The following is a 21,997-nucleotide window of genomic DNA, read 5'->3' on the forward strand; positions in this document are numbered from 1 at the left end:
GGAAGTGGTGCTATAGCGCCAGCCACCGCGCGCAATCGTCCCTCACCCGCGCATCGCTATCCCCCATCCCCCGCTCCAGCACCGCCGCCCTGCCCGCGCCCTCCTCCACCGCCGCAATCGCCGCAATCGCGTTCGCGCGGACCCGTGGCACCGGGTGCGTCCGCGCGAACTGGTCGGCGAGGTCCTTGCCGTTGTCGGTCAGATGCACGGCGCAGCGGAGCAGCATTTCGCCGCTGGTCAGGGTCGGGCGGCTGGCGATCGTGCCGTGTTTGTCCGCTTCCTGGCCCAGATCGACGATATATTGGTCGCGCCAGGGGACTTGCTCGCCCTCGTCCATGATGTTGAGGCTGACCGAGAGGCTTTCGGGCGGGAGCTGGCGGTGGATGTCGCGGTGGGCGCGGTAGAGCATCAGTTTGCCCTTATCGAGCCGGCTGCGCTCGACGAATGTCAGGTTCAGCGGTTCGCCCAGGCGGCCGTCGACCGCTTCGGGGTCATAGTCATAATGGTCGCTGATGTAGCCGGGGCCGAAATAGCCGGCGGTCAGGAAGCTGAAATTATGGTCGTGCGGGACGCCGTAGGAGAAGGCCGCGGGGCCGCTTGTCGTATAGGCGGCGTCGCGTTCGGACGGCCATAGATTGGCGCGCAGGTAAAAGCCGCGCGGGCTGCGGTGAAGGAGGAAGACCTGCGCCGAATAGCGGTTGGCGGCGAGCTGGTCGGTATAGCTGGCCTTCAGCGCCGCGATGAGGTGGTGGCCAAGGAAGCTGCGGTTCTGGGCGAGACCGGCCAGCAGATTGGCGCACTGCGCGATGCTGGCTTCGTCGGTGAGGTCGACGCCGCTTTCGTCGAGGCGGGCGGTGACTTCGGCGAGGTCGAGGGTGGGGGCGGCCGGCGGGGTTATGGCGCGGGGCATGACATTCTCCTGCTCCCCTCCCGCTTGCGGGAGGGGTTGGGGGGGGGAGTGGGCCAGCGACGTTGCGAATGCCCACCCCGCTGCGACTAGCGAACAAGTTCGCAAGTCTCGCTGGCCCTCCCGCCAGCGGGAGGGCATGAAAGGCGCGTCGCGGCGGCGTTGGGGGTGGAAGGCGGCGAGCGTGTGCAAGGCTCCTCGCTTCCACCCCCCTCCGGCCCCTCAGTGACGAGGGGCGGAGATAGCATGGCCCCGGTGGCGGCCGCGGCGCGGCGCACCTCCGGGTGCGGATCGGTTGCCGCCATCTGCGCGAGCGGCGCCCATGCGGCGGCGGGGTCGAGGGCGACAAGTTCGCGCATGGCGTGCCAGCGCGCGGCGAAGTCCTCGCTGTGCGTCTCGGCGACGAACAGCGGCGCGGCGTCGGTGCGGCCGAGGTGGCGGAGCAAGGTCAGCGCCATGGCGCGGAAACTGCTGTCGCGGCGCGAAGCGCTGACGTGGAGCAGGCGGCCGCTGGCGGTGTCATAGGTGCGGATCGGTAGCGGCGACGGCGGCTGGACGGTGAGTTCGAGGAGCAGCATGTCGCCCTGGCCGGGGACGAGCGTGAAGCTTTGCCGCGCGGTGTCGAGGCGCAGCGTCTCGCCGGCGCGCAGCGGGCGCGGCGGTGTGCTGTGGCATGGCGCGGCTGCACTGGCGGTAAAGCCGCCGGTATCTTCGGCGCGGGTGACCACGACATGGTGTTGGCACAGCTGCGCGCCGCCGCTGGCGAGGATGTGGAGCGCGGCGCGGCCGGGGACGAAGGTCGCGGGGCCAGCCGCGGCCTTATGGGTCGCGAAGGGCCAGAGCTGAAGCGTCAGGCGGATCGCGCCGCGATCGGCGAGCACCAGCCCGCCGGGACCACCATCGCCGCCGCCGACCGGGCGCAGCGGCGGGCGCGCGAACGGATCGGCAGCGAGCAGCGCCAGCGCCGCGTCCAGCCGCTCGCGCAGCCACTGCGGGTCGGTCAGCCACGGCAAAAGGCGCTCGATCGCGACATCGGGGGCGAGATCGGCGACCGCGTCGATAGCGGCCAGGAGGCCACCGGGCGCGATGTCGGCAGCGGCCCACACCGCGTCAAGACTTTGCACCGCCTGGCGCATCGCCAGGCGCCGCTGAGCGTCGGCGCGGGGGAAGTGATCGTGGCGGGACAGGGCTGCGGTCATGGCAAGGCGCGCGGGAAAGGACGGAAGCGGATCGCCCTTACCCCTTCCCGCCGACCGCTCAGTCGTAAATGATCAGCGCGATGGTGACCGCGATTTCGAACACCGACGGCCCTGACGACACGCTCTCGCTGACGAGCGAGCCGAACAGTCCGACCGCGGTGTCGAGCAATGGCACCGCGTCGATATCGATGGATGGCAGACCCATATGGCGCTCCTGTGTTGACCAGCGGCAGGTTTGGCCGCCGACGACAGGGCTAGGAAACGGCGGATGCCGCGGCCAGTTAACTTAATTTAATGTCGCAGCGGGTCGTCGAAGATGCGTTGCGGGGTCAAAGATCGTCGCTACCGAAAGCAATCCACAAAGACAGACCCGGGAGCGGATCCGACGGCGGCGCGTCGGCGATATGGCGCGCCGCGTCCGCGCGGGCGCGAATGAGGATCGCCGCGGGTGCCTGCGCGGGATGAAAAATATGATCGGCCTCACCCAGCAGCCGGGCGGCGCGCAAGGACAGATCGTCGGGGTCGGCGCTGATCAAGCGGATGGTTTCGAGGCGCGCGGGCTGGATCATGGCGTCGCTCGCCAGCCAGCTGTCCACCTTGTCGGCGGCATCGCCGTCGAGCGGGTCGAGCGCGCCGCCGCTCGCCAGTGCGGCGTCGATTGCGCGGCGACGGTCGGCGGCGGCCGGCCAACGCGCTTTCATTGCTTCGCGCGCGGCGTGGAGCGCCGATGCAAGGGCGCCGAGGCGGGCGGGCAGCAGCGCCTCGATCCGCTGGCGCACCGCTTTCGCAAGCCCCGCCGACGCGCCGCCGGTGCCGATGGCAATGGTGACCGGGGCGCGGTCGACCATCGCGGGGGTGGTGAAATCGCAGAGGTCGGGGCGGTCGACGACGTTGACGAGCAGGCCGTGAGCGCGGAGGGCGGTGGCGGCGGCGCGGGCTTCGGCTTCGTCATCGAGCGCGACGAAGGCGATGGTCGCACCTTGCTCCCATGCCGGGACGATGCGCCCACCTGCGCGCTCGATCAGGCGCGCCTTGGCGTCGGCGGCCTCCCCCTCGCCGACTAACACGACAATGCGGCCGGTAAGGTTCAGGAAGATGGGGAGTTGGTGCATGGGGTCGTCCTAGCAGAAATGCGGCCAAAATCCTCCCCGCCTGCGGGGAGGTGGCAGGCCGGAGGCCTGACGGAGGGGGGCGGCGTTCTTACGCCACCTCGCTTGAGGGCGCGAACCCCCTCCACCACCCTTCGGGCGGTCCCCCTCCCCGCAAGCGGGGAGGATCTAGTCGATCCAGTCGGGAACGCGTTCAGCGGCCATGATGGTGCTGGCGGCGATACGATCGGCGACTTTGATATAACGGTCGCCGTCGACCAGGACCTCGGGAACCAGGCTGCGGCTGTTGTAGGTCGAGGCCATCGTCGCGCCATAGGCGCCCGCAGTGCGGAACACCGCGAGATCGCCGGCCTCGACCTTGTCGGTGACGCGGTCGCGCGCGAAGGTGTCGCCGGTCTCGCACACCGGACCGACAATCGACGCGGTCATCTTTTCGCCCGTTGGCTTGACCGCCACAAACTCGTGATACGCGTCGTAGAGCGCCGGGCGCGCGAGATCGTTCATCGCGGCATCGACGATCACGAACGGGTTCGTCGCGCCGGGCTTGACCCACAGCACTTCGGTCAGCAGCACCCCGGTGTTGCCCGCGATGACGCGGCCGGGTTCGAACATCAGCGTGACGTCCCAATCCTTCGTCACGCGCGCGACCATCGCGCCATAATCGGCCATGCTGGGCGGATTGTCGTCAGCCTTGTACGACACGCCCAGCCCGCCGCCGAGATCGACATGGGTGATGCTGTGGCCCGCGGCGCGGAGATCAGCGACGAGGCGACCGACGCGCGTGAACGCCGCTTCGAGCGGGTCGAGGCTGGTCAGCTGGCTGCCGATATGCACCGCGATGCCGCGCATCTGGAGGCCCGGCAGCGCGGCGAGGCGGTCGAACATCGCGGGCGCGACGTCGATGCCGACGCCGAACTTGTTGTCGGCCTTGCCGGTCGAAATCTTGGCGTGAGTCCCCGCGTCGACGTCAGGATTGACGCGCAGCACCGCGCGCGCGGTCATTTCCTTCGCCAGCGCGATTTCGGCGAGCGCGATGCCTTCGGGTTCATGTTCGATGTTGAACTGGCCGATGCCGCGGTCGAGCCCCTGCGCCAGCTCGGCGCGGGTCTTGCCGACGCCCGAAAAGACGATATCGTCGGGCGCCATGCCCGCCGCGAGCGCGCGTTCGAGCTCTCCGCCTGACACGACGTCGGCGCCATAGCCCTGCCGCGCGAGGACGCGCAGCACGCCGAGGTTGGGGTTGCTCTTGATCGCAAAGGCGAGGTGCTTGCGCGGCACGTCCTTCAGTCCGTCGCGAAATTCCTGCGCGTGACGTTCGAGCATCGCGCGCGAATAGACATAGACGGGGGTGCCGACTTCTTCGGCGATGCGGGGCAGCGGAATGTCTTCGGCGTGAAGGACGCCGTCACGAAGTGCAAATTGATCCATTATTCTAGTCCTGAGGCTCAGCCCGGAGGCGGCAAGTCGAAATCATCGGGTTCGCGTTGTTCGGACCGTTTGAGAAGTTCGTCGCTGCGCGCAGGCCGGGCCTGCGCATCAGGCGTCGTAAGCTCCTCCGTGGTCGGGGCGCGGGCGGCGCCGACGGGAACGACCGGCGCAGGCTGGCCTGCAACCGGTTTCAGATCTTCCTTGCTGCCGCACGCGCCGAGCAGGGCGGTAGCGGCGATTGTCGCAATGATGAGGCGCTTCGTCGCCATCAAATTGTTCCTTCCAGCGCGGCACGGGCCGCTGCGATCGCCTGCCTTACCCGTTCAGGCGCGGTGCCGCCATAGCTGGTGCGACTGGCGACCGATGCCTCGACGGTCAGCGCCGCGAGCACGTCCGGGGTGATCGCGGCATGGATACTGGCGGCATCCGCTGCGGGCAGGGCCGAAAGCTCCACGGCCAATTCCTCGGCGCGCTTGACGCAGGCGCCGACGACATGATGCGCCTCGCGGAACGGCAGCCCGTTTTCGCGCACCAGCCAGTCGGCAAGATCGGTCGCGGTCGAATAGCCCGATGCGGCGAGAGCGCGCATACGGTCGGTGCGAAAGGTCAAAGTCTCGACCATGCCGGTCATCGCGGCGAGCGACAGCGCGAGCGCGTCGAACGCGCCGAAGACGGTTTCCTTGTCGTCCTGCAAATCCTTGGAATAGGTCAGCGGCAGGCCTTTGACGATCACCGCGAGGCGCTGGAACGCGCCGAGCAATAGACCGGCGCGCCCGCGCACCAGCTCGGCGGCGTCGGGGTTGCGCTTTTGCGGCATGATCGAACTGCCCGTTGACCACGCGTCGGGCAGGCTAATGAAACCGAAGGGCTGGCTGGCCCAGATGACGATTTCTTCGGCGAGCCGCGACAGATGGATCGCGGCGATCGAGGCCGAGGCGCAAAATTCGAGCGCGAAGTCGCGGTCGGACACCGCATCGATGCTGTTCGCCATCGGACGGTCGAAACCGAGTGCCGCGGCAGTGGCGACGCGGTCGATCGGAAAGCCTGTCCCCGCGAGCGCCGCGGCGCCCAGCGGCGATTCGTTGAGGCGGCGGCGCGCGTCGGCAAAGCGGCTGCGGTCGCGGCCCAGCATCTCGACATAAGCGAGCAGATGATGGCCGAGCGTCACCGGCTGCGCGACTTGCAGATGCGTGAAGCCTGGCATGATGCTGTCCGCATGCTCGTCGGCGCGTGCGAGCAGCGCGGCCTGCATCGCGGCGAGCCCGGCGTCGATGCGCTCGCACGCGGTGCGCGTCCACAGGCGGAAGTCGGTCGCGACCTGATCGTTACGCGAGCGCGCGGTGTGAAGGCGTCCGGCGGCCTCCCCGACGATTTCCTTCAGCCGCGATTCGACGGTCATGTGGATGTCTTCGAGCGCGAGATCGACGGGGACGCCGTTCGCCGCAAACTCGTCAGCGATCTGCGCGAGGCCGCGGTCGATCTGGACCGCATCGTCGGCGCCGATGATTCCGGCGGCGCCGAGCATCGCGGCATGCGCGCGGCTGGCCGCTATGTCTTCTTCCCAAAGGCGCTTGTCGACCGGGATCGAGGCGTTAATCTCTTGCATGATCGCCGCAGGTCCGCCACCGAAGCGGCCGCCCCACATGCTGTTGCTGTCCGGAGATTTCGTCATCCGCCGCGTCCCAAATCCATATCTTGCGATCCTCGCCGTGATTTTGGCCGGATCCGTCGCGGGCTGCGATAGGGAAAAGCCGTCGGGCGGGCAAGCCGGGGAAGGCCAAGCAAATGTTTCGCCGGGCCAAGCGAAGGGGCTGGGCCAGTTCGAATATGTGATCGACCGCAGCCACAAGGGTAACGCGGCTCCGACGGCGGCCTTTCGCGGCCCCGACGACACGCCGGTGACGCTGACGGATTTCCGCGGGCGCCCGCTGTTGGTCAATTTATGGGCAACATGGTGCGCGCCGTGCGTCGCCGAAATGCCGACGCTCGATGCGCTCGCGGGGAAAAATGGCGAGCGGATGACGGTGATCGCGGTGGCGCAGGATTTGCAGGGTGCCGAGGTGGTCGATCCGTGGTTCCAGAAGGCGGGGTTGAAGGCGTTGCAGCCTTATCTGGATCCGCAGAACGGGTTGCTCGATGCCGCGAACAGCGCTTTGCCGACGAGCATTTTCTATGATGCCGAAGGGCGCGAGGTCTGGCGGGTTGTAGGGGCGATCGACTGGCAGGGTGCCGAGGCTAAGGCGTTGCTGGCCGAGGCCGGAACCTAGTTTCCCTCCCGCTTACGGGAGGGGTTAGGGGTGGGGCGAGCGCAGCGAGCTTCCGCCGACGCGGAATGCCCACCCCGCTGCGACTAACGAACAAGTTCGCAAGTCTCGCTGCCCCTCCCGCAAGCGGGAGGGGGCTTGGACTCGAAAAGGGCGGGCGCCCATGATGCCCGCCCTTCCCTTGCGACCCAGAGCAAGCTCCGGGGAAACTTAACCGCCGACGGTCACGCGGCCGGTGCGATAGCCCTTCTTGCGCATGGCCTTCACATAATCCTTGTCGGCGTCGATGACCTCGGTTTCCCATTCATCCCACGCGTCCCAGCGGTCTTCGCGGTCGGTGGCGCGGCGCAGGTCGCTGGTCAGTTCCTTCTCCGCCTCGAGAATGTCGGTTTTGTAATTATACCATTGCTGGTTGACCACGCCCGCAATCGGCCGCTCGCGAATGGGCGGCGCTTCGAACCCCGGCGGCATCGATTTATAGGGAACGGCAGCAACCGCGGCGGTGGCGGGGAGCGCCAGAATGACTGCGAGGGTGGTCCATTTTTTCATCGTCCATCTCCTGATTGCCCGCCCGCATGCGGGCCGGTCAGGGGAGTCAACGAAGCAGGCGGCAGATTTCTTCCCGGCTAAACGGAGATTCGGCACGGCTGGCGGCGGATTTGGCGCCGACGGGTCAGCCGGGGTGCGCTTCGTCGCCGACCGCCGAGCGCAGCAGCCCGCGAAACACGTCCTGCGCGGTGCGTTTGCCCTGCGTCACGTCATACACATCGCGCGCGATCGGCATGTCGAGATTATAGCGTTCGGCGAGCGCGATGACGGTCGGGGCGCTCTTCACCCCCTCGGCGACCATGTTCATGCCCGCGATGATCTCGTCGATCGGGCGGCCTTTGCCGAGTTCGACCCCAACGTGGCGGTTGCGGCTGAGCGGGCTGGTGCAGGTCGCGATCAGGTCGCCCATGCCGGTGAGGCCGGAGAAGGTTTCGGGGCGGCCGCCCATCGCGACGCCCAGCCGGGTAATCTCGGCGAGGCCGCGCGTCATCAGCGCCGAGCGGGTGTTGTCGCCCGCGCCTTGGCCGTCGCCCATGCCGACCGCGATCGCGATGATATTCTTGAGTACCCCGCCGAGTTCGCAGCCGAGCAGGTCGGTGTTGGTGTACACGCGGAACAGCCCCGAATGGAACACCGGCTGGAGCGCGCGGACGACGATCTCGTCCTCCATCGATAAGACGCTTGCCGCTGCCTGTCCGGTCATGATCTCACGCGCGAGATTGGGGCCGGTGAGGACGCCGACGGGGTGGCCCGGCAACACTTCCTCGATCAGTTCGGTCATCCGTTTGCCCGACGACAGTTCCAGCCCCTTGGTCAGGCTGATGACCGGCACCCACGGTCGCAGATGGTGGCGCGCTTCCTCGAGCACGGCGCGAAAGCTGTGCGACGGCACCCCCATGATCAGGACATCGGCGCCGGCGACGACTTCGCCGAGATCGCTGGTCGCGCGGAGCGCGGCGGGCAGTTTGATCCCGGGCAGGTATTTATGGTTTTCGTTGTCGCGATTGATGCCGTCGACGGTTTCGGCATCGCGCGCCCACAGCGTGATCGGCGCGTTGCGCGACACCACCGACGCGACCGTCGTCCCCCAGCTGCCCCCACCGAGCAGGCCGACCTTCAACCGCATGCTTCTCTCCCCTGTTTTTTGGGGAGAGTGGCGTGGTTATGGGGGGTTGGCAAGCGGCGACCCATTCGTCATGCCGGACTTGATCCGGCATCCAGCGCCGGCATGGCGTCGTGGACCCCGGGTCAAGTCCGGGGTGACGAGGCTTTAGGACTGCTTGGCCAGAAACGCCTTCATCACCGCCGCCGTCGCCTTGGGATCTTCGATCATCGGGACATGGCCGATATGTTCGAAGATATGGCTCTGACTGTCGGCAATCCCCGCCTCGAGCACTTCGACGCAGCTGACGTCGAGCAGGCGGTCATGACGGCCCCAGATGATCAGCGTCGGCACCTTGACCTCGCCCAGCCGGTCGTTGAGCGGAAAGTCGCGGCCCTCGGTCGCGATGACCCAGAAAATGCCGTCGAGCTGGTCGCGATATTTGAGCGCGTCGGCGTAGAGCACGGGTTTCAGCCGCGCCGGGATATAGGGCGGTTTGTGGACGACCATGCCGACAAGCCGGTCGGCGTCCTCCAGCCCGGCAAGGACGAGCGGATTATAATCCTCGTTCGCCGCCTGTTTTTGCAGGTCGCTTTCGTTGGCGCCATTGACCCCGGCATTATCGAGCAAGGTGAGGGTGGCGAGCGCGCCCGGATAATCGATCGCGTAGCGCAGCGCGATCCAGCCGCCCATGCTGTTGCCGCCGACGTGCGGGCGGTCGAGGCCGAGGGCGTCGGCAAATGCCTTCAATCGCGATGTCTGCGCCGCAAGATCATAAGCGAGGTCAGGATTGCGCTCATTCTCGCCAAAGCCGGGAAGGTCGGGGGCGATCACATGATAATCGCGCGTCAGATACGGCGCGATCATCGACCAGTTATCCTTGTCGCCGGCAAAGCCGTGGACGAGCAGGAGCAAGGGTTTCGCGGGGTCGCCACCCTCCAGATAGGGCCAGTTGCGGCCTTCGACGCTGACGCTTTTCTGCACCATCCGCCCCCGCTGGCGCAGCAACGCGCGCCCGAGCGCGACGAGACGGCCCGGGAAGACGAAATACATCAGCGCCAGCGCGATGAGCGGGGCGAAGAGGAGGATGAGGAGGATTTTCATGGGACTTCCTAAAGCCCCTCACCTTCAGGGGAGGGGTTGGGGTGGGGGCTGCCGGCGTGGTGCAAGGCCGATGGCCCCCACCCCGCTCGACTAAAGGCCCGGCTAACGCCGGACCAAGTCTCGCTACCCCTCCCCTGAAGAGGAGGGGTCTATATTGGCCGCGCCACATGCGCGTCGAACCAGCCGATCAAATCGTCGAGCACGGCATCGCGTTCCGGCTCGTTGTAAATTTCGTGGAACAGGCCGGGATAGATTTTCAGCGTCTTGTCCGCCGACCCGACATGATCGAACAGATATTGCGAACCTGCCACCGACGCGAGACTGTCATCCGAACCATGCTGGAACAGGATCGGCAGCGTGATGCGCGGCGCCCCCGCCTGCGCCGCGGCCATCGCATCCATGAACTCCTTGCCCAGCCGCGCGCCGATCTTGCCGGTGTAAACCAGCGGATCGGCGAGATAGGCGGCGACCACGGCGGGATCGCGGCTGACGCCGTTGGCGTCGAGCGACAGCACGCCAAGGCGCGGGAAGAAGCGCGACAGGAAGCGGCTGATCCACACGGTAAAGCGCGACGGCGGCGCGGCGGGGACGATCGCGGGACCGGAGAGCGCGGCGGCGGCGAACGCCTGTTGGCGTTCGATCAGGAACAAAGTCGAAATCAGTCCGCCCATGCTGTGGCCGAGGAGCAGGCGCGGGGTGGTGCCATGGTTGACCTCGACCAGGGTCAGCAGTTCGGCCAGGCCGTCGGTGAAGGCCGAAAAGCGCGGCACGAACCCGCCCTCGCCGTCCGACAGGCCGTGACCCCAATGATCGATCGCATAGACGGCATAACCTGCATCGGTCAGCCGCTTGGCGACATGGCCGTAGCGCCCTGCATGTTCGGCATAGCCGTGCGCGAGCAGCACCACCGCCTTGGGCAGACCTGTGGGCAGCCAGTGGGTGACGTGGAGTTTGGCCCCGGCGCCGGCCGATCCCGCAGGCAGGATCACCGCCGCCATGTTAGCGAACGGCCTTCTTCAGCGCGGCGGTGCTGCGATGGCCGGGGCCATCGTCGCCTGCCCGGTCGATCCGCGCCAAGATGCCCTCGAGCGCGCGGCTGATCGCGGTCTGGGTGCGGACCATTTCAACCTTGGGCCAGGCGGTGCGCTCGCCGGTGTCGATCAGTTCGTCAATATCCTCCTGCCCCAGGTCGCTCAGGATCTTCGCGGGCGACCAGAATTTGGGCGGGCGGATGATGTTGATGTCGCCGGTATATTCCTGATTGATCACCGACCGCGCCATATTGGCGAGGCTGTTCAAGGGCGGCACCCATTCGAGCGGTTTCTGGAAAATGATCATATTGGCGTTCAGCCACGCCTTGAAGGTCGCCATCGACGCATGTTGGATCGCCTCGATCGGCGCCATCTGCTTGCGTGTGTCGGTCGCGAAGGGCAGCGCGATCGGGTTCGCCTGGCTGACGATATGGTGGTTGACCCCGTAAAGGCGCTCAAGCCGCTTGGTCGGTATATCGTGCGTCACCGACCCGTCGACCCAGCGCCGGTCGGGCTGGTACGGGATGCGGTTGCCGCTGTCGTCGCGCGCCATCAGCATGACGGGCGGGAAGACGCCGGGGACGGCGCATGAGGCGAGCACGGCCTCGCGGATCAGCACATTGGGCGCGGTGATCGCGTTGAGCAGGCGGCCGTTCTGATGCTTTTCGGCGGGCGCGACCGAGACGTTGAGGTGGCGACCGCTGATCTCGAACGCTTCCTGAAAGGTCAGATCGGGGATCAGATCGGCAAGCCGGTCCCGCACTTCGTCCGACGCCAGCCGCTTTTGTTTGGGATCACGCGCAGGATTGGCGAGACGCTCGCTTTCGAGCAGCGCGCCGATCTCGCTGTCCTTGCGGGTGCAGACGACCGCGGCGACGATTGACCCGCCGCTCGCACCCGACATGATCGCGGGCAACACGCCCTCGGACCATAAAGCTTTGACGGCGCCGATGTGGAAGAACAGGAAGCTGCCCGAGCCCGAGAGCAACAATGCAGAGCGGCCGTAGCAATGCTGCGCGCGGCGGAAGAAGTCGCGCTTTTCCTCTTTGCCGATGCTGCGCGCCGCGGCGATCTTGTCGAGCGACGCGACGACCTCGGCGACATAATCCTCGATCAGTTTCTTGGTGCCGAACCGCGCCTTTTGATAAAGGCGCTCGTGGCCCATGCCGTCGATATTGCCGTGGATGCCCTCGTTGAGGACGAACAGCAGCCCCTTGACGTCGCCTGCGGCCGACAGCTTGCGGAGCTTTTCCAGCCGGGCGCGGATCGCCTTGTAATCGAAATGCTTGCTCTCGTCGGCGTCGCGCCAAGTTTGCAGCCCCGATTTCTTGTCATGTTCGCGGGCGGCCTTGGCCCAAGCGAGATAATCGGGCGCGGTCACAAGATCGCGGTCGGCGCTGAGCGTCGGGGTGAAAAGCATTTAATGTTCCTGTTGCGCATGGTCTATTTTTTCGGAGTCTTGCGGGTTGCGTTGCCTTTGGCAACCGGTTTCACCCTGTCCTTTGCGGCAGGTTTTGGGACGGCTTTTGCTTTCGCCTTTGGCTTTGGCGCTGCTTTGACTGCCGGTTTCGGCGTTGCCGTAACGGCTTTGGGCTTTTCGGGTTTCGGTACTGCCGCCATCAAATCGGCGAAACTTTCCTCGATACATTGGCGGAAAAAGGCGATGTCGGGCATGATCGCCCGGTCGGAGGTGACCGAAAAGCTGATCCGGCCATTGTAGCTGGGGGTCGCGATGAACAGCCCCATATTGTTGGCGAGCGGACCCATCGCGAGACTGTGGGTCAATTGCGCCCCGGCCATATAGAGCGGTACCTGCGCCCCCGGGACGTTCGAGATGAACAGGTTGGTCTGGCGTACCGCAAAGCGTTCGTTGGTCAGGATGCGCGCCACCGCCGCCATCGTCGCACCCGGAATATGCTGTGACAGGTCGGTCATCACCCGCGCGCTGATCCCGGCCTTCGCCTCCTTCGCTTGCACCGTGTAATCGCGGATCGCGGCGAGGCGTGCGAGGGGATCGGCGATGTCGGTGCGGATCGGCACGCTCATCGCCGACACCTGATTGCCGGGGACGTCGGCCTTGCCCTTTTTGCCGCGCAGATTGATCGGCGCGACCGCAACGACGCTGTCCTTGGGCAATTCGCCATGATGTTCCAGATACCGGCGCAGCGCTCCGCCACACGTCGCCAGCACGACGTCATTGACCGTCGCGCCGGGGACCTTGGCGCGGATCGGCGCGAAGTCGGCGAGCGCAAAAGTCGCGGCATCGAACATCTTGTGCGGCCCAACCGGCGCGTTGAAACGCGTATCGGGAACGCCGCCGGTGGTCCCGCCCTCGGCCACCGATTTGCGCGCTGCCGTCAGGATGGCGGGGGACATTTTCATCAGCGCATTCATGAACTTGACTGGCGATTGCATCGACGCGCTCCACGCGCGGGTCAGGGCTTCGTTGGTCGAGGGCGCAACACCCAGATCCTCTTCCTGCGGCGGCGCGGCGATCGCCGGGGTGCCAGCCGCGTCGAGATCGCTCATCGCGATAAAGGCATGCGCGCCCGACGCGCCGTCGACCGCAGCATGATGGACACGGTGGAGCATCGCAAAGCTGCCCGGCGCGATGCCGGGGATGCGGTCAAGCCCTTCGATAATGTAAATATCCCACAGCGGACGGTTCATATCCATCGGTTTGGAAAAATAGCGCGCCGTGGCGATACAGAATTGCCGCCAGTCGCCGGGATCGGGCAGGCGCGCATGGCTCATATGCGCCTCGATGTCGAAATGTTCGTCCTCGACCCAATAAGGATGGTCGATGTCCATCGGCAGGCGGTGGAGGCGCCTTTTGAACAACGGCGACGTGTCGGCACGGCTGGCGACGTGGCGAATGATGTCCTTGAACCGCACCAGCCCCTTGGGCGACGTCGCGGGATCATAGATGTACGCGCCCATGATATGCGTCAGGTTGTTCGCCGTCTGCATATAAAGGAACTGGGCATCCTGCGCGCTGAGCTGTTTGAGCATGTTAAGTTCCTTTACAGACATCGTCATTGCGAGGAGCCGAAGGCGACGCGGCAATCTGCAGCCTTCGAGGTTGCGCAGCTTCGATGGCTGGAGATTGCTTCGCTTCGCTCGCAATGACGAAATTGCGGTTGATCATTGCTGCTCTCCCGTCCCCGGCATCCGGTCTGCCAATGCGACCGTCGACAGGCGCATCGTTTCCATCACGTTCGCCAGCCCGCGCAGTTCCAGCAGCAGCGCACGGCGCGCGGCGAGGATGTCGGAGGTCGCGGGCTCAGCGAGCCCCATATGGCGCATCAGCGATAGGCCGTTGGCGAAGAGCAGCTTGCCGATCGCGGCCTCGCTGCTGATCCGGCGAAGCAGATAGGCCTGCTTGCCCTCGGTCAGCGTGGCATCGAGCAGAGCCTTGTCATCGACCGCATCACCCGGCCGCGCGCGGGCGAGCAGGTCGGCGACGATCGAATAGGCCTCCGCGAACGGCAGCAAGATCGCATGGCCGACGACGGGCTGGCAGCGGCGGAGCAGTTGCGCGATGCCGCGGTCGCCGCTCGCAAGGCGGCGGTCCCAGACAGGATCGATGCGCGCCAGCTCGGCCTCCAGCGCGGCGCGATGCTCGTCGCGCGGCGGGTAGAAGAATTCGAATTTGAACAAGTCGCGCAGGCGATCGATTTTGTCCCAGAAGGCCACCGTCGCATCGCCGCTGTCGGCGTCGCGCAGTTCGAACAGCGCAAGTTCGATCATCGCGCGGTCGAGGAAATGATGCGCGATGATGTTGCGGTAGTAACTCGCCATCGGATGCTTGGCGGGGTCGATCGAATAGACATTCTCGCTGCCTGCTTCGTAGCGCGTGAGCAGCCCGCTTGCGACAAGCGTGTCGACGGTCGCCGACAGCGCGCTATCGTCGTGGCTTTCAAGCTCGCTGCTGAGGCGGATATCGCGCGCCCGCGCCCAGTCGGCCACCGCGCCGATCGCGCCGAGCAGTTCGGCAGAGGTCGCGCCGCGCGGCGCCATGCCGAGCAGGATCAGGCACATCACCGACGACACGGTGAGCGGCGTTACCCGATTGGCTTCGACAGCAACCGAAAAAGCGATCTTCTCAAGGGCGCGCTTGTCGTTCGGCTCTGGGGCTTCGTCGACTACAATTGGTTGGCCGATGTCGAGCCGGATACGGCCGGACGGCTTCTTGAGATTGCGCAAGTAGCCAACGAACCAGCCGAGGTTCTCCGCTTTCTTCACGCGGCCTGTCTGTTCCGCAGCATATTCCTCGACATCGAGGATCAGGTCGAAGCTAGTGACGAAGGGCACGAAATGGACGTCGCGCGTGCCCGTCGCATGCGCGGCGTCGAGGACATATTTCATCAGACCATATTTGGGCGGCATCAGCTTGCCGAGCCGCGAGCGGGTACCCTCGAACGCCCACGACAGCGGGAAACGCTTGGCCAGCAGCCAGGCGATATAATGGCGGAGGACGAGCTTATAGACCGGCTGGTCCTGAAAACTGCGACGGATGAAGATCATCCCCGAGCGGCGGAAAAATTCGCCCATCACCGCGAAGTCGAGATTGGCGCCGCCGAAGCTGTGCAGCATCGGCATGTCGTTTTCATAGGTGAGGCGGCTGGGAGTGGCGCCGTCGATATAGGTTTTGTGGGTGAACAGGATCGCAGTGGGATGTTCGCGCAGGATCGCGCGCAGCCGCGCGAGCTCGGCGGCGTCGACCTCCATCTCGGGTGCGTAGCCGCCGAACATCATGCGGTCGAGCCGGGCGCGCAGATCAAGGAACAGCGCGCTGGGCCGCGCGATGACCTCTTTCATCAGCGGGCGGGCTTCGCGAAACAGGTCGGCGACCGGGCGGCCCGTTGCCTCGGACAATTCGGCGAGCGCGGCGCGGAATTTGGGGCTGGTGCGCAGGCCGTCGGCGACGAAGCGCGGCACCTTGTAGCGGGTGCCGCGGATGCCGCGTTCTGCCACATCGAGCGCGAGCCCCGCCTGCCGCGCGACGAAGCCGGCAAATTCGGCGCCGTCGGGGCCAGCCGCGTCGCCGCCGCCGGTTTGCGCCGCGAAACGGTCCCTCAATGCGTCGAGCGTCGCCGCCTCGCCGACCAGGATCTGCGCGCGGCGGCGGTCGCGGAGCAGGATCAGCCGCGCGCGCAGCGGCCCCGGGTGGCGCGGATCGCCGAAGATGATGTGGCGGAACTTGAGCGCCCGATCGCGCTCGAACCCCGGGATGCGCCACGCGACGCGCAGCGGCACCACCTGCCGCGACGGCTGCCCATCGAGCCGGGCGCGGAGCGTTTCGAGCGGCAGGGCGTGATCGTCGTCGGCGATCGCAAGGCTAGTCCATTGCGGCTCGGCCTCGCCCGCGGTGGCATGGACCCAGTCGAGCAACAGCTGGCGTTCGACGCCGTTGCGCGCGTCGATGATATAGAGCCGGTCGGCCGCGTCCTCCGCTATGATGGGGGTGCGGGCGGTTCCGTCGGCCACTGTTCAATAACGCCCCGCCGCGTTGGAAAGAAGGGGAGCATGTCCCCAAATTCCGTTCGCATCGAGCGAAGTCGAGATGCCCGTCGGCATGGCGCTGTCCCCCCGGGTGTCTCGACTTCGCTCGACACGAACGGGAAGCAGATGTCGGGTGATAGTCGTCATTTGCTCGAAGGCTTTTTTGCCGGTTTCGTCGCTGCGGGCTTCTTCGCCGCCGCCTTCTTGGGCTTGGCTTTTTCGGTCTTCACCTCGGGGGCAGCAGCCTCCGGCGCAGGCTCCTTCGCCACCGACTCCGCCACACTTTCCTCGGGCTGGCCCAAAGTGCGCAGAAACATGTTGCGGACGTCGCGAACGTGATTGTTCATCGTCCGGGCGCTCCACTTCGACGTATCGACCGGCGGCAGCACCGTGACGCGCACCGTCGCAGGGCGCATCACAAACTCGTTCTTGGGCGCGACGTCGGTCGCGTTATGAATTACGATCGGGACGATCGGCACGCCGGCTTGCATCGCCAGATGGAACGCGCCCTTCTTGAACGGCTCAAGCTTTGGCGTCAGGCTGCGTGTGCCTTCAGGCGAGATGCAGATCGACTTGCCTTCGATCTTGATGGCATCCACCAGCGGCTCCATCGCCTTGATCGCGCTCTGGCCGTCAGCGCGGTCGACAAAGACGGTGCCGCCCCATTCCATCAACTTGCCGAGGATGGGGATATTCTTGATTTCCTTCTTGCCCACCCCGCCCATGTCGCGGCGGATGAGCTTGGCGAGGATCATGACGTCCGCCTTGCTCTGGTGGTTGAAGATGAAGACGCAGGGGCGCGAGGACCAGAGGTTCTTCTCGTCGTCGACCTCAAGCTCGACCCCGGTGATCGCGGTCGCGAAATCGCCGAACAGCCCGATAGAAAAATTCGCCGCCTCGCGCTGCGAGCGGGTCAGCGCCCAGATCGGCAGGCCCGCGGCGAACGCGCCGACGAGCGAGCCGGTGGCATAGATGGTGCGGGTATAATCGACCCAGCTCGGCGTACCGCGGCTGCCGAAGCGCTGCACCGGCCAGCCGTTCTCTTCGGCGATGGCCTTGAGTTTCAAGTTGGGGTTGAGCGGGCGCGGCTTGCCGACGCGTTCGAGCAGTTCGATGTCGTCGTCGCTGTCCGAATAGAAAAAGCTCTGGTCGAGATCGAGGCCATATTCGGCGGCGAGTTGCTCGGCGGCGAGCACCTTGCCCTCGCCGAAACAGAGCGGGCGGATGATGTCGCCGGTGAACACGCCATCCTCGATCTCATAGGCCGAGCATTTGATGTCGATGATGCCAAGGTCGCGCGCGGTCGGTTCGATCTGATAGATCGTCGCCGACGAGATGATCGCGACGCGGTGCCCCTTCGCCTGATGCGCCTCGATGATCGCGCGCGTCTCGGGATAGATTTTGCGGGCGATATGCTTTTTGTAAAGCTCTTCGCCGAACGCGACGAAGCTCTCTTCCTCGACGCCCTTCATGAATTTCGCGGCGCCCGACATCAGCCCAGAAAAGCCGATCGTGCCCAGGCTGTGCTGCGCGATGACCTGCGCGGTCTCGGCGATTTCTTCCATCGACATTTCACGGCGCTGGAATTTCTCGCGCAGCATCGCGGTCGCGGAATAGCCCGATATGATCGTACCGTCGAAATCGAACAGCGCGGCGATATGCGATCCCGGCTCCGATGCCAGAACTTCATCCAAATGCGGTTGCGGCCTCGCCACGCCTGTCTCCCCACCAACGGCTTGTTTGCCGCCTTATCCCTGCACGATGACAGGTAAAATGGGGTTAATCAATGGCGGGAAAGCGCCGCGGCCTCGCGCGCCAGCACCTCGATCCTCGCCGGGTCGAGCGGCCCCGACGGGACAACCCAGCTGCCGCCGACACACAGCACCGCTTCGAGCGCGAGCCAGTCAGGCGCGGTCGTCAGGCTGATGCCGCCGGTCGGGCAGAAGCGCGCCTGACCGAAGGGACCGGCGAGCGCCTTGAGCGCCGGAATGCCGCCGCTGGTCGCCGCGGGGAAGAATTTGAACCGGTCGAGTCCCAAGTCCATGCCGCGCATGATGTCGCCCGCGTTGGCGGTGCCGGGCAGGAACGGAATGCCGCTCGCGACGGCGGCCTTGCCCAGATTGTCGGTCAGGCCCGGCGAAACGATGAATTCGGCGCCGGAATGGATCGCGCCCGCCAGCATCGCGGGATCGAGCACGGTGCCCGCGCCGACGACCGCGCCTTTCACGGCCTTCATTGCGGTGATCGCCTCCAGCCCGGCGGGGGTGCGCAGGGTGACTTCGAGCACGGTCAGCCCGCCCGCGACCAGCGCCTCGGCCAGCGGCACCGCATCCTCGACCCGGTCGATGACGATCACCGGGATGACGGGGGCAAGGCGCATGATCTGGTCGATGGACTGGCTCAAATGACGGACTCCATAGCAGCAAGAACAGCCGATCCGCCCTTTTCGGCTTCGTCGGCGTGGTGGCGGAACAGGGCGAAAAGTTCGCGGCCGACGCCGACCGCGGGCGGCGGCGCGGCGGCAGGACTGCGCGCGGCCCAGATGGCGGGATCGACGAGCGCGAGCACCTCACCTTGCTTTGCGCAGACGCGGACGATGTCGCCGTCGGCGAGAAAAGCGAGGGGGCCGCTGACGCCGTCGGCGCCAGGTAAGGCTTCGGGCGACAGGTGGATCACCGCCGGCACCTTGCCGCTGGCGCCCGACATGCGGCCATCGGTGAGCAGCGCGACGCGGAAACCGCGGTCCTGTAACACCCCGAGCGCCGGGGTCAGTTTGTGCAGTTCGGGCATGCCATTGGCGCGCGGCCCCTGAAAGCGGACGACGACGATGACGTCCTGTTCGAGTTCGCCCGCCTTGAACGCCGCCAGCACCGCATCCTGATTGTCGAAAATCCGGCACGGCGCCTGGATCGTCCAGCGATCTTCGGCGACCGCGCTGGTCTTGATGATCGCGCGGCCGAGGTTGCCCGTAAGGAGGCGCATGCCGCCGTCGGGCGAGAAGGGCGCAGCGACGGGGCGCAGCATGGTGTCGTCGCGGCTTGTCGCGGGGGCCGTCTGCCATTGCAGCGCATCATCGATCAGCACCGGCTCGCTGCCATAATCGGCCATCGTGCCGCCCACGGTCAGTACATCGCCGTGGAGCAGCCCCGCGCCTAGCAGCTCGCGCACGACATAGCCGATGCCGCCCGCGGCATGGAAATTGTTCACATCGCCCGCGCCGTTCGGATAGACGCGCGCGAGCAGCGGCACGGCATGGCTGAGCTCGTCGAAATCCTGCCAGTCGATGATGATGCCCGCGGCGCGCGCGATGGCGGGCAGATGGATGGCGTGGTTGGTCGATCCGCCGGTGGCGAGCAGGCCGATCGCGGCGTTGACGATTGCCTTTTCATCGACGCAGCGCGCCAGCGGGCGATAATCGTCGCCATCCCAGCCGATCGCCGCCACCCGATGCGTCGCGGCGCGGGTCAGCTCCTGGCGTAATTTCGTGCCGGGGTTGGTGAACGCGCTGCCGGGGACGTGCAGTCCCATCAGCTCCATCATCATCTGGTTCGAGTTGGCGGTCCCGTAGAAGGTGCAGGTGCCCGCGCCATGATAGCTCGCCGCCTCGGCCTCGAGCAGTTCGTCGCGGCTCGCCTTGCCTTCGGCGTAAAGCTGGCGGACGCGCTGTTTTTCCTTGTTCGCGAGTCCCGAAGGCATCGGTCCCGCGGGAATCAGGATTTGCGGCAGATGGCCGAAGCGCAGCGCGCCGATCAGCAGGCCGGGGACGATCTTGTCGCAAATGCCGAGCAGCAACACGCTCTCGAACATCGCATGGCTCAGCGCGATTGCGGTGCCCTGCGCGATATTGTCGCGGCTGAACAGCGACAGGTCCATGCCCGCCTGCCCCTGCGTCACCCCGTCGCACATCGCCGGGACGCCGCCCGCGACCTGTGCGGTCGCGCCGACTTCGCGCGCGAAGAGTTTGATCTGTTCAGGGTAGCGGCCATAGGGCTGATGCGCCGAAAGCATGTCGTTGTAGCTGGTGACGATGCCGATATTCATTTCGGCGCCGGACCGGATCGCGGGCTTGTCGTCGCCCGCGGCGGCAAAGCCGTGGGCGAGGTTGCCGCAGGAGAGATTGCCGCGATTGGTGCCGACTTCGCGTTGGCGGTCCATCAGGTCGAGATACGCGGCGCGGCGCGGCGCGCTGCGGGCGATGATGCGGTCGGTGACCTTGGCGATTACGGGGTTCAACTCAATCATGCCAGCTCGCTCCGTCGCGTTCGATCAGCGCGATCGCCGAACTCGGGCCCCAGCTACCCGCGGTGTAGGTCTGCGGCGCCATGTCGACCGCGGCCCAGGCGTCGCGGATCGAATCGATCCACTGCCACTGTGCCTCCACCTCGTCGCGGCGCACGAACAGGGTCTGATCGCCCTCAATGAAGTCGAGCAGCAAGCGTTCGTAGGCGATCCGCCGCCGCTCGCCGGCAAAGCTGTGCGAGAGCGAGACGTCCATCGTCACTTCTTTCAGCTTGACGCCATCGCGGTCGAGCCCCGGCTGTTTCGCCATCACCTTGACCCGGATATTCTCTTCGGGCTGGAGGTTGATGATCATCATATTGGCGTCAAGCTTGCCCGCCCCGACGCGCGCGAAGATATTGTGCGGCACCGGCTTGAACTGGATCAGCACTTCGGACTTGCGCTCGGGCATGCGTTTGCCGGTGCGCAGGTAAAAGGGCACCCCCTTCCAGCGCCAATTGTCGATGAAAGCCTTGATCGCCACGAAAGTCTCGGTGTTCGACGGCTGGCCAAGCTCTTCGGCATAACCCGCGACCGCGCCGCCATTGACCGCGCCGCTGCTGTACTGGCCCTTGACGCTGTGCGCCTTCACATCTTCGGCGGTCAGCTTGCGCAGCGAGCGGAGCAGCTTGACCTTCTCGTCGCGTACCGCGGTCGATGACACGCTGGCGGGCGGCTCCATCGCGATGATCGCGAGCAATTGCAGCATATGGTTCTGCACCATGTCCTTGAGCGCACCGACGCCGTCATAATAGGAGACGCGGCCCTCCAGCCCCACCGTTTCGGCGACGGTGATCTGGACATGGTCGATCGCCTGCGCGTTCCACAGCGGCTCGAAGAGCATGTTGGCAAAGCGCAGCGCGAGCAGGTTCTGCACCGTTTCCTTGCCGAGATAATGGTCGATGCGGAACACCCGGCCTTCGGCAAAGGCGTCGCCGACCTGTTCATTGACCTCACGCGACGAGGCAAGATCGTGGCCGATCGGCTTTTCCATCGCGATGCGGCATTCGGCGCAGGCGATGCCCGCGGCCTTCAACCCTTGCGCGATCGGCCCGAACATCGATGGCGGGGTCGATAGATACACGCCGATCGGGCGCTGCATCCGGTCGCCGAGCAAGGTAGCCAGTTCGTCATACCCGCTGCCCGCACCCGCATCGATTGCGCAATAATCGACACGAGCCACGAAGGCGTCAACCGCACCCGGCTCAATCCGATCGGCGGGCAGATGCTCGGCCAGCGCGTCGCGCACCTGCGTGTGAAAGGCGGCGCGGTCCATTTTCGAGCGCCCCGATCCGATGATCGTCAGCGCATCGGCGAGCAGCCCGTCGAGATGGAGATTGTAGAGCGAGGGAAAGAGCATGCGCTGCGCGAGGTCGCCCGTCGCGCCGAACAGCACCAATGTCTCGACTTTCACGCTCACAAAAATCCCCTTGGATATCCATCAGGGGAAATGGCGGAGCCAGCGTGCGATTGCAACGCGCATACGTAGCTGCACCCTCTTGGCAAAATCGGCTGGATCGC

Annotated in this window: 19 protein-coding genes; 1 reads left to right on the forward strand and 18 read right to left on the reverse strand. The window is 65.9% G+C overall.

Annotated elements, in window-relative coordinates:
• Positions 1-10 precede the first annotated feature (10 nt).
• The 7 genes from ACQY6T_RS03865 to argH all read right to left on the reverse strand — a co-directional run bounded on the left by ACQY6T_RS03865 (position 11) and on the right by argH (position 6,288).
• Complete coding sequence (locus tag ACQY6T_RS03865) at positions 11-910, reverse strand: transposase (protein ID WP_428628598.1); 900 nt, start codon at positions 908-910, stop codon at positions 11-13.
• Positions 911-996: 86 nt separating this feature from the next.
• A complete protein-coding gene (locus tag ACQY6T_RS03870; protein WP_428628601.1) occupies positions 997-2,106 on the reverse strand; it encodes a HEAT repeat domain-containing protein in 1,110 nt (369 codons plus the stop codon).
• 58 nt (positions 2,107-2,164) lie between these two features.
• Positions 2,165-2,311 carry a hypothetical protein gene (locus ACQY6T_RS03875; RefSeq protein WP_428628603.1) on the reverse strand — a complete coding sequence of 49 codons (147 nt, stop codon included), beginning with the start codon at positions 2,309-2,311 and terminating at the stop codon, positions 2,165-2,167.
• 124 nt (positions 2,312-2,435) lie between these two features.
• A complete protein-coding gene (locus ACQY6T_RS03880) occupies positions 2,436-3,218 on the reverse strand; it encodes a precorrin-2 dehydrogenase/sirohydrochlorin ferrochelatase family protein (RefSeq protein WP_428628605.1) in 783 nt (260 codons plus the stop codon).
• Positions 3,219-3,383: 165 nt separating this feature from the next.
• Positions 3,384-4,643 (reverse strand): diaminopimelate decarboxylase, encoded by a 1,260-nt coding sequence (gene lysA, locus ACQY6T_RS03885; protein WP_428628608.1) that lies wholly within the window; start codon positions 4,641-4,643, stop codon positions 3,384-3,386.
• Between the two features lie 17 nt (positions 4,644-4,660).
• Positions 4,661-4,912, reverse strand: coding sequence for a hypothetical protein (locus tag ACQY6T_RS03890; protein ID WP_428628610.1), 252 nt, complete (start codon positions 4,910-4,912; stop codon positions 4,661-4,663).
• Complete coding sequence (gene argH / locus ACQY6T_RS03895; RefSeq protein WP_428628844.1) at positions 4,912-6,288, reverse strand: argininosuccinate lyase; 1,377 nt, start codon at positions 6,286-6,288, stop codon at positions 4,912-4,914. The genes ACQY6T_RS03890 and argH overlap by 1 nt, the downstream gene beginning before the upstream one ends.
• Here argH and ACQY6T_RS03900 point away from each other — a divergent pair.
• Entirely contained in the window at positions 6,287-6,910 is a 624-nt protein-coding gene (locus tag ACQY6T_RS03900; RefSeq protein ID WP_428628612.1) for a TlpA family protein disulfide reductase, read from the forward strand. The two genes, argH and ACQY6T_RS03900, sit on opposite strands and share 2 nt — an antisense overlap.
• Before the next feature lie 207 nt (positions 6,911-7,117).
• Here the strand turns inward: ACQY6T_RS03900 and ACQY6T_RS03905 are convergent, their stop codons facing one another.
• The 11 genes from ACQY6T_RS03905 to zwf form a co-directional block, all read right to left on the reverse strand.
• Entirely contained in the window at positions 7,118-7,456 is a 339-nt protein-coding gene (locus ACQY6T_RS03905; RefSeq protein ID WP_428628613.1) for a hypothetical protein, read from the reverse strand.
• 124 nt (positions 7,457-7,580) lie between these two features.
• Positions 7,581-8,582: an NAD(P)H-dependent glycerol-3-phosphate dehydrogenase gene (locus ACQY6T_RS03910; RefSeq protein ID WP_428628616.1), complete on the reverse strand. Its 1,002-nt coding sequence runs from the start codon at positions 8,580-8,582 to the stop codon at positions 7,581-7,583.
• 144 nt (positions 8,583-8,726) lie between these two features.
• The gene (locus tag ACQY6T_RS03915) at positions 8,727-9,662 is read right to left on the reverse strand and encodes an alpha/beta fold hydrolase (protein WP_428628618.1); all 936 of its coding nucleotides are present in this window, start codon (positions 9,660-9,662) and stop codon (positions 8,727-8,729) included.
• A 149-nt stretch (positions 9,663-9,811) separates the two neighbouring features.
• Positions 9,812-10,660: an alpha/beta hydrolase gene (locus ACQY6T_RS03920; protein ID WP_428628620.1), complete on the reverse strand. Its 849-nt coding sequence runs from the start codon at positions 10,658-10,660 to the stop codon at positions 9,812-9,814.
• Position 10,661: 1 nt separating this feature from the next.
• Complete coding sequence (locus ACQY6T_RS03925; protein ID WP_428628622.1) at positions 10,662-12,113, reverse strand: DUF3336 domain-containing protein; 1,452 nt, start codon at positions 12,111-12,113, stop codon at positions 10,662-10,664.
• Between the two features lie 23 nt (positions 12,114-12,136).
• Positions 12,137-13,732 (reverse strand): wax ester/triacylglycerol synthase family O-acyltransferase, encoded by a 1,596-nt coding sequence (locus tag ACQY6T_RS03930; protein ID WP_428628624.1) that lies wholly within the window; start codon positions 13,730-13,732, stop codon positions 12,137-12,139.
• A gap of 105 nt (positions 13,733-13,837) precedes the next feature.
• Entirely contained in the window at positions 13,838-16,183 is a 2,346-nt protein-coding gene (locus tag ACQY6T_RS03935) for a glycerol-3-phosphate 1-O-acyltransferase (protein ID WP_428628626.1), read from the reverse strand.
• A gap of 158 nt (positions 16,184-16,341) precedes the next feature.
• A complete protein-coding gene (locus ACQY6T_RS03940) occupies positions 16,342-17,913 on the reverse strand; it encodes an HAD-IB family hydrolase (protein ID WP_428628629.1) in 1,572 nt (523 codons plus the stop codon).
• A gap of 68 nt (positions 17,914-17,981) precedes the next feature.
• Complete coding sequence (gene eda / locus ACQY6T_RS03945; protein WP_428628631.1) at positions 17,982-18,602, reverse strand: bifunctional 4-hydroxy-2-oxoglutarate aldolase/2-dehydro-3-deoxy-phosphogluconate aldolase; 621 nt, start codon at positions 18,600-18,602, stop codon at positions 17,982-17,984.
• Complete coding sequence (gene edd, locus ACQY6T_RS03950; protein ID WP_428628633.1) at positions 18,599-20,440, reverse strand: phosphogluconate dehydratase; 1,842 nt, start codon at positions 20,438-20,440, stop codon at positions 18,599-18,601. The genes eda and edd overlap by 4 nt, the downstream gene beginning before the upstream one ends.
• A complete protein-coding gene (zwf, locus tag ACQY6T_RS03955; RefSeq protein ID WP_428628635.1) occupies positions 20,433-21,896 on the reverse strand; it encodes a glucose-6-phosphate dehydrogenase in 1,464 nt (487 codons plus the stop codon). The genes edd and zwf overlap by 8 nt, the downstream gene beginning before the upstream one ends.
• Positions 21,897-21,997: the final 101 nt, after the last annotated feature.

The organism is Sphingopyxis sp. (assembly GCF_965279725.1).
Taxonomy (GTDB): Bacteria; Pseudomonadota; Alphaproteobacteria; order Sphingomonadales; family Sphingomonadaceae; genus Sphingopyxis.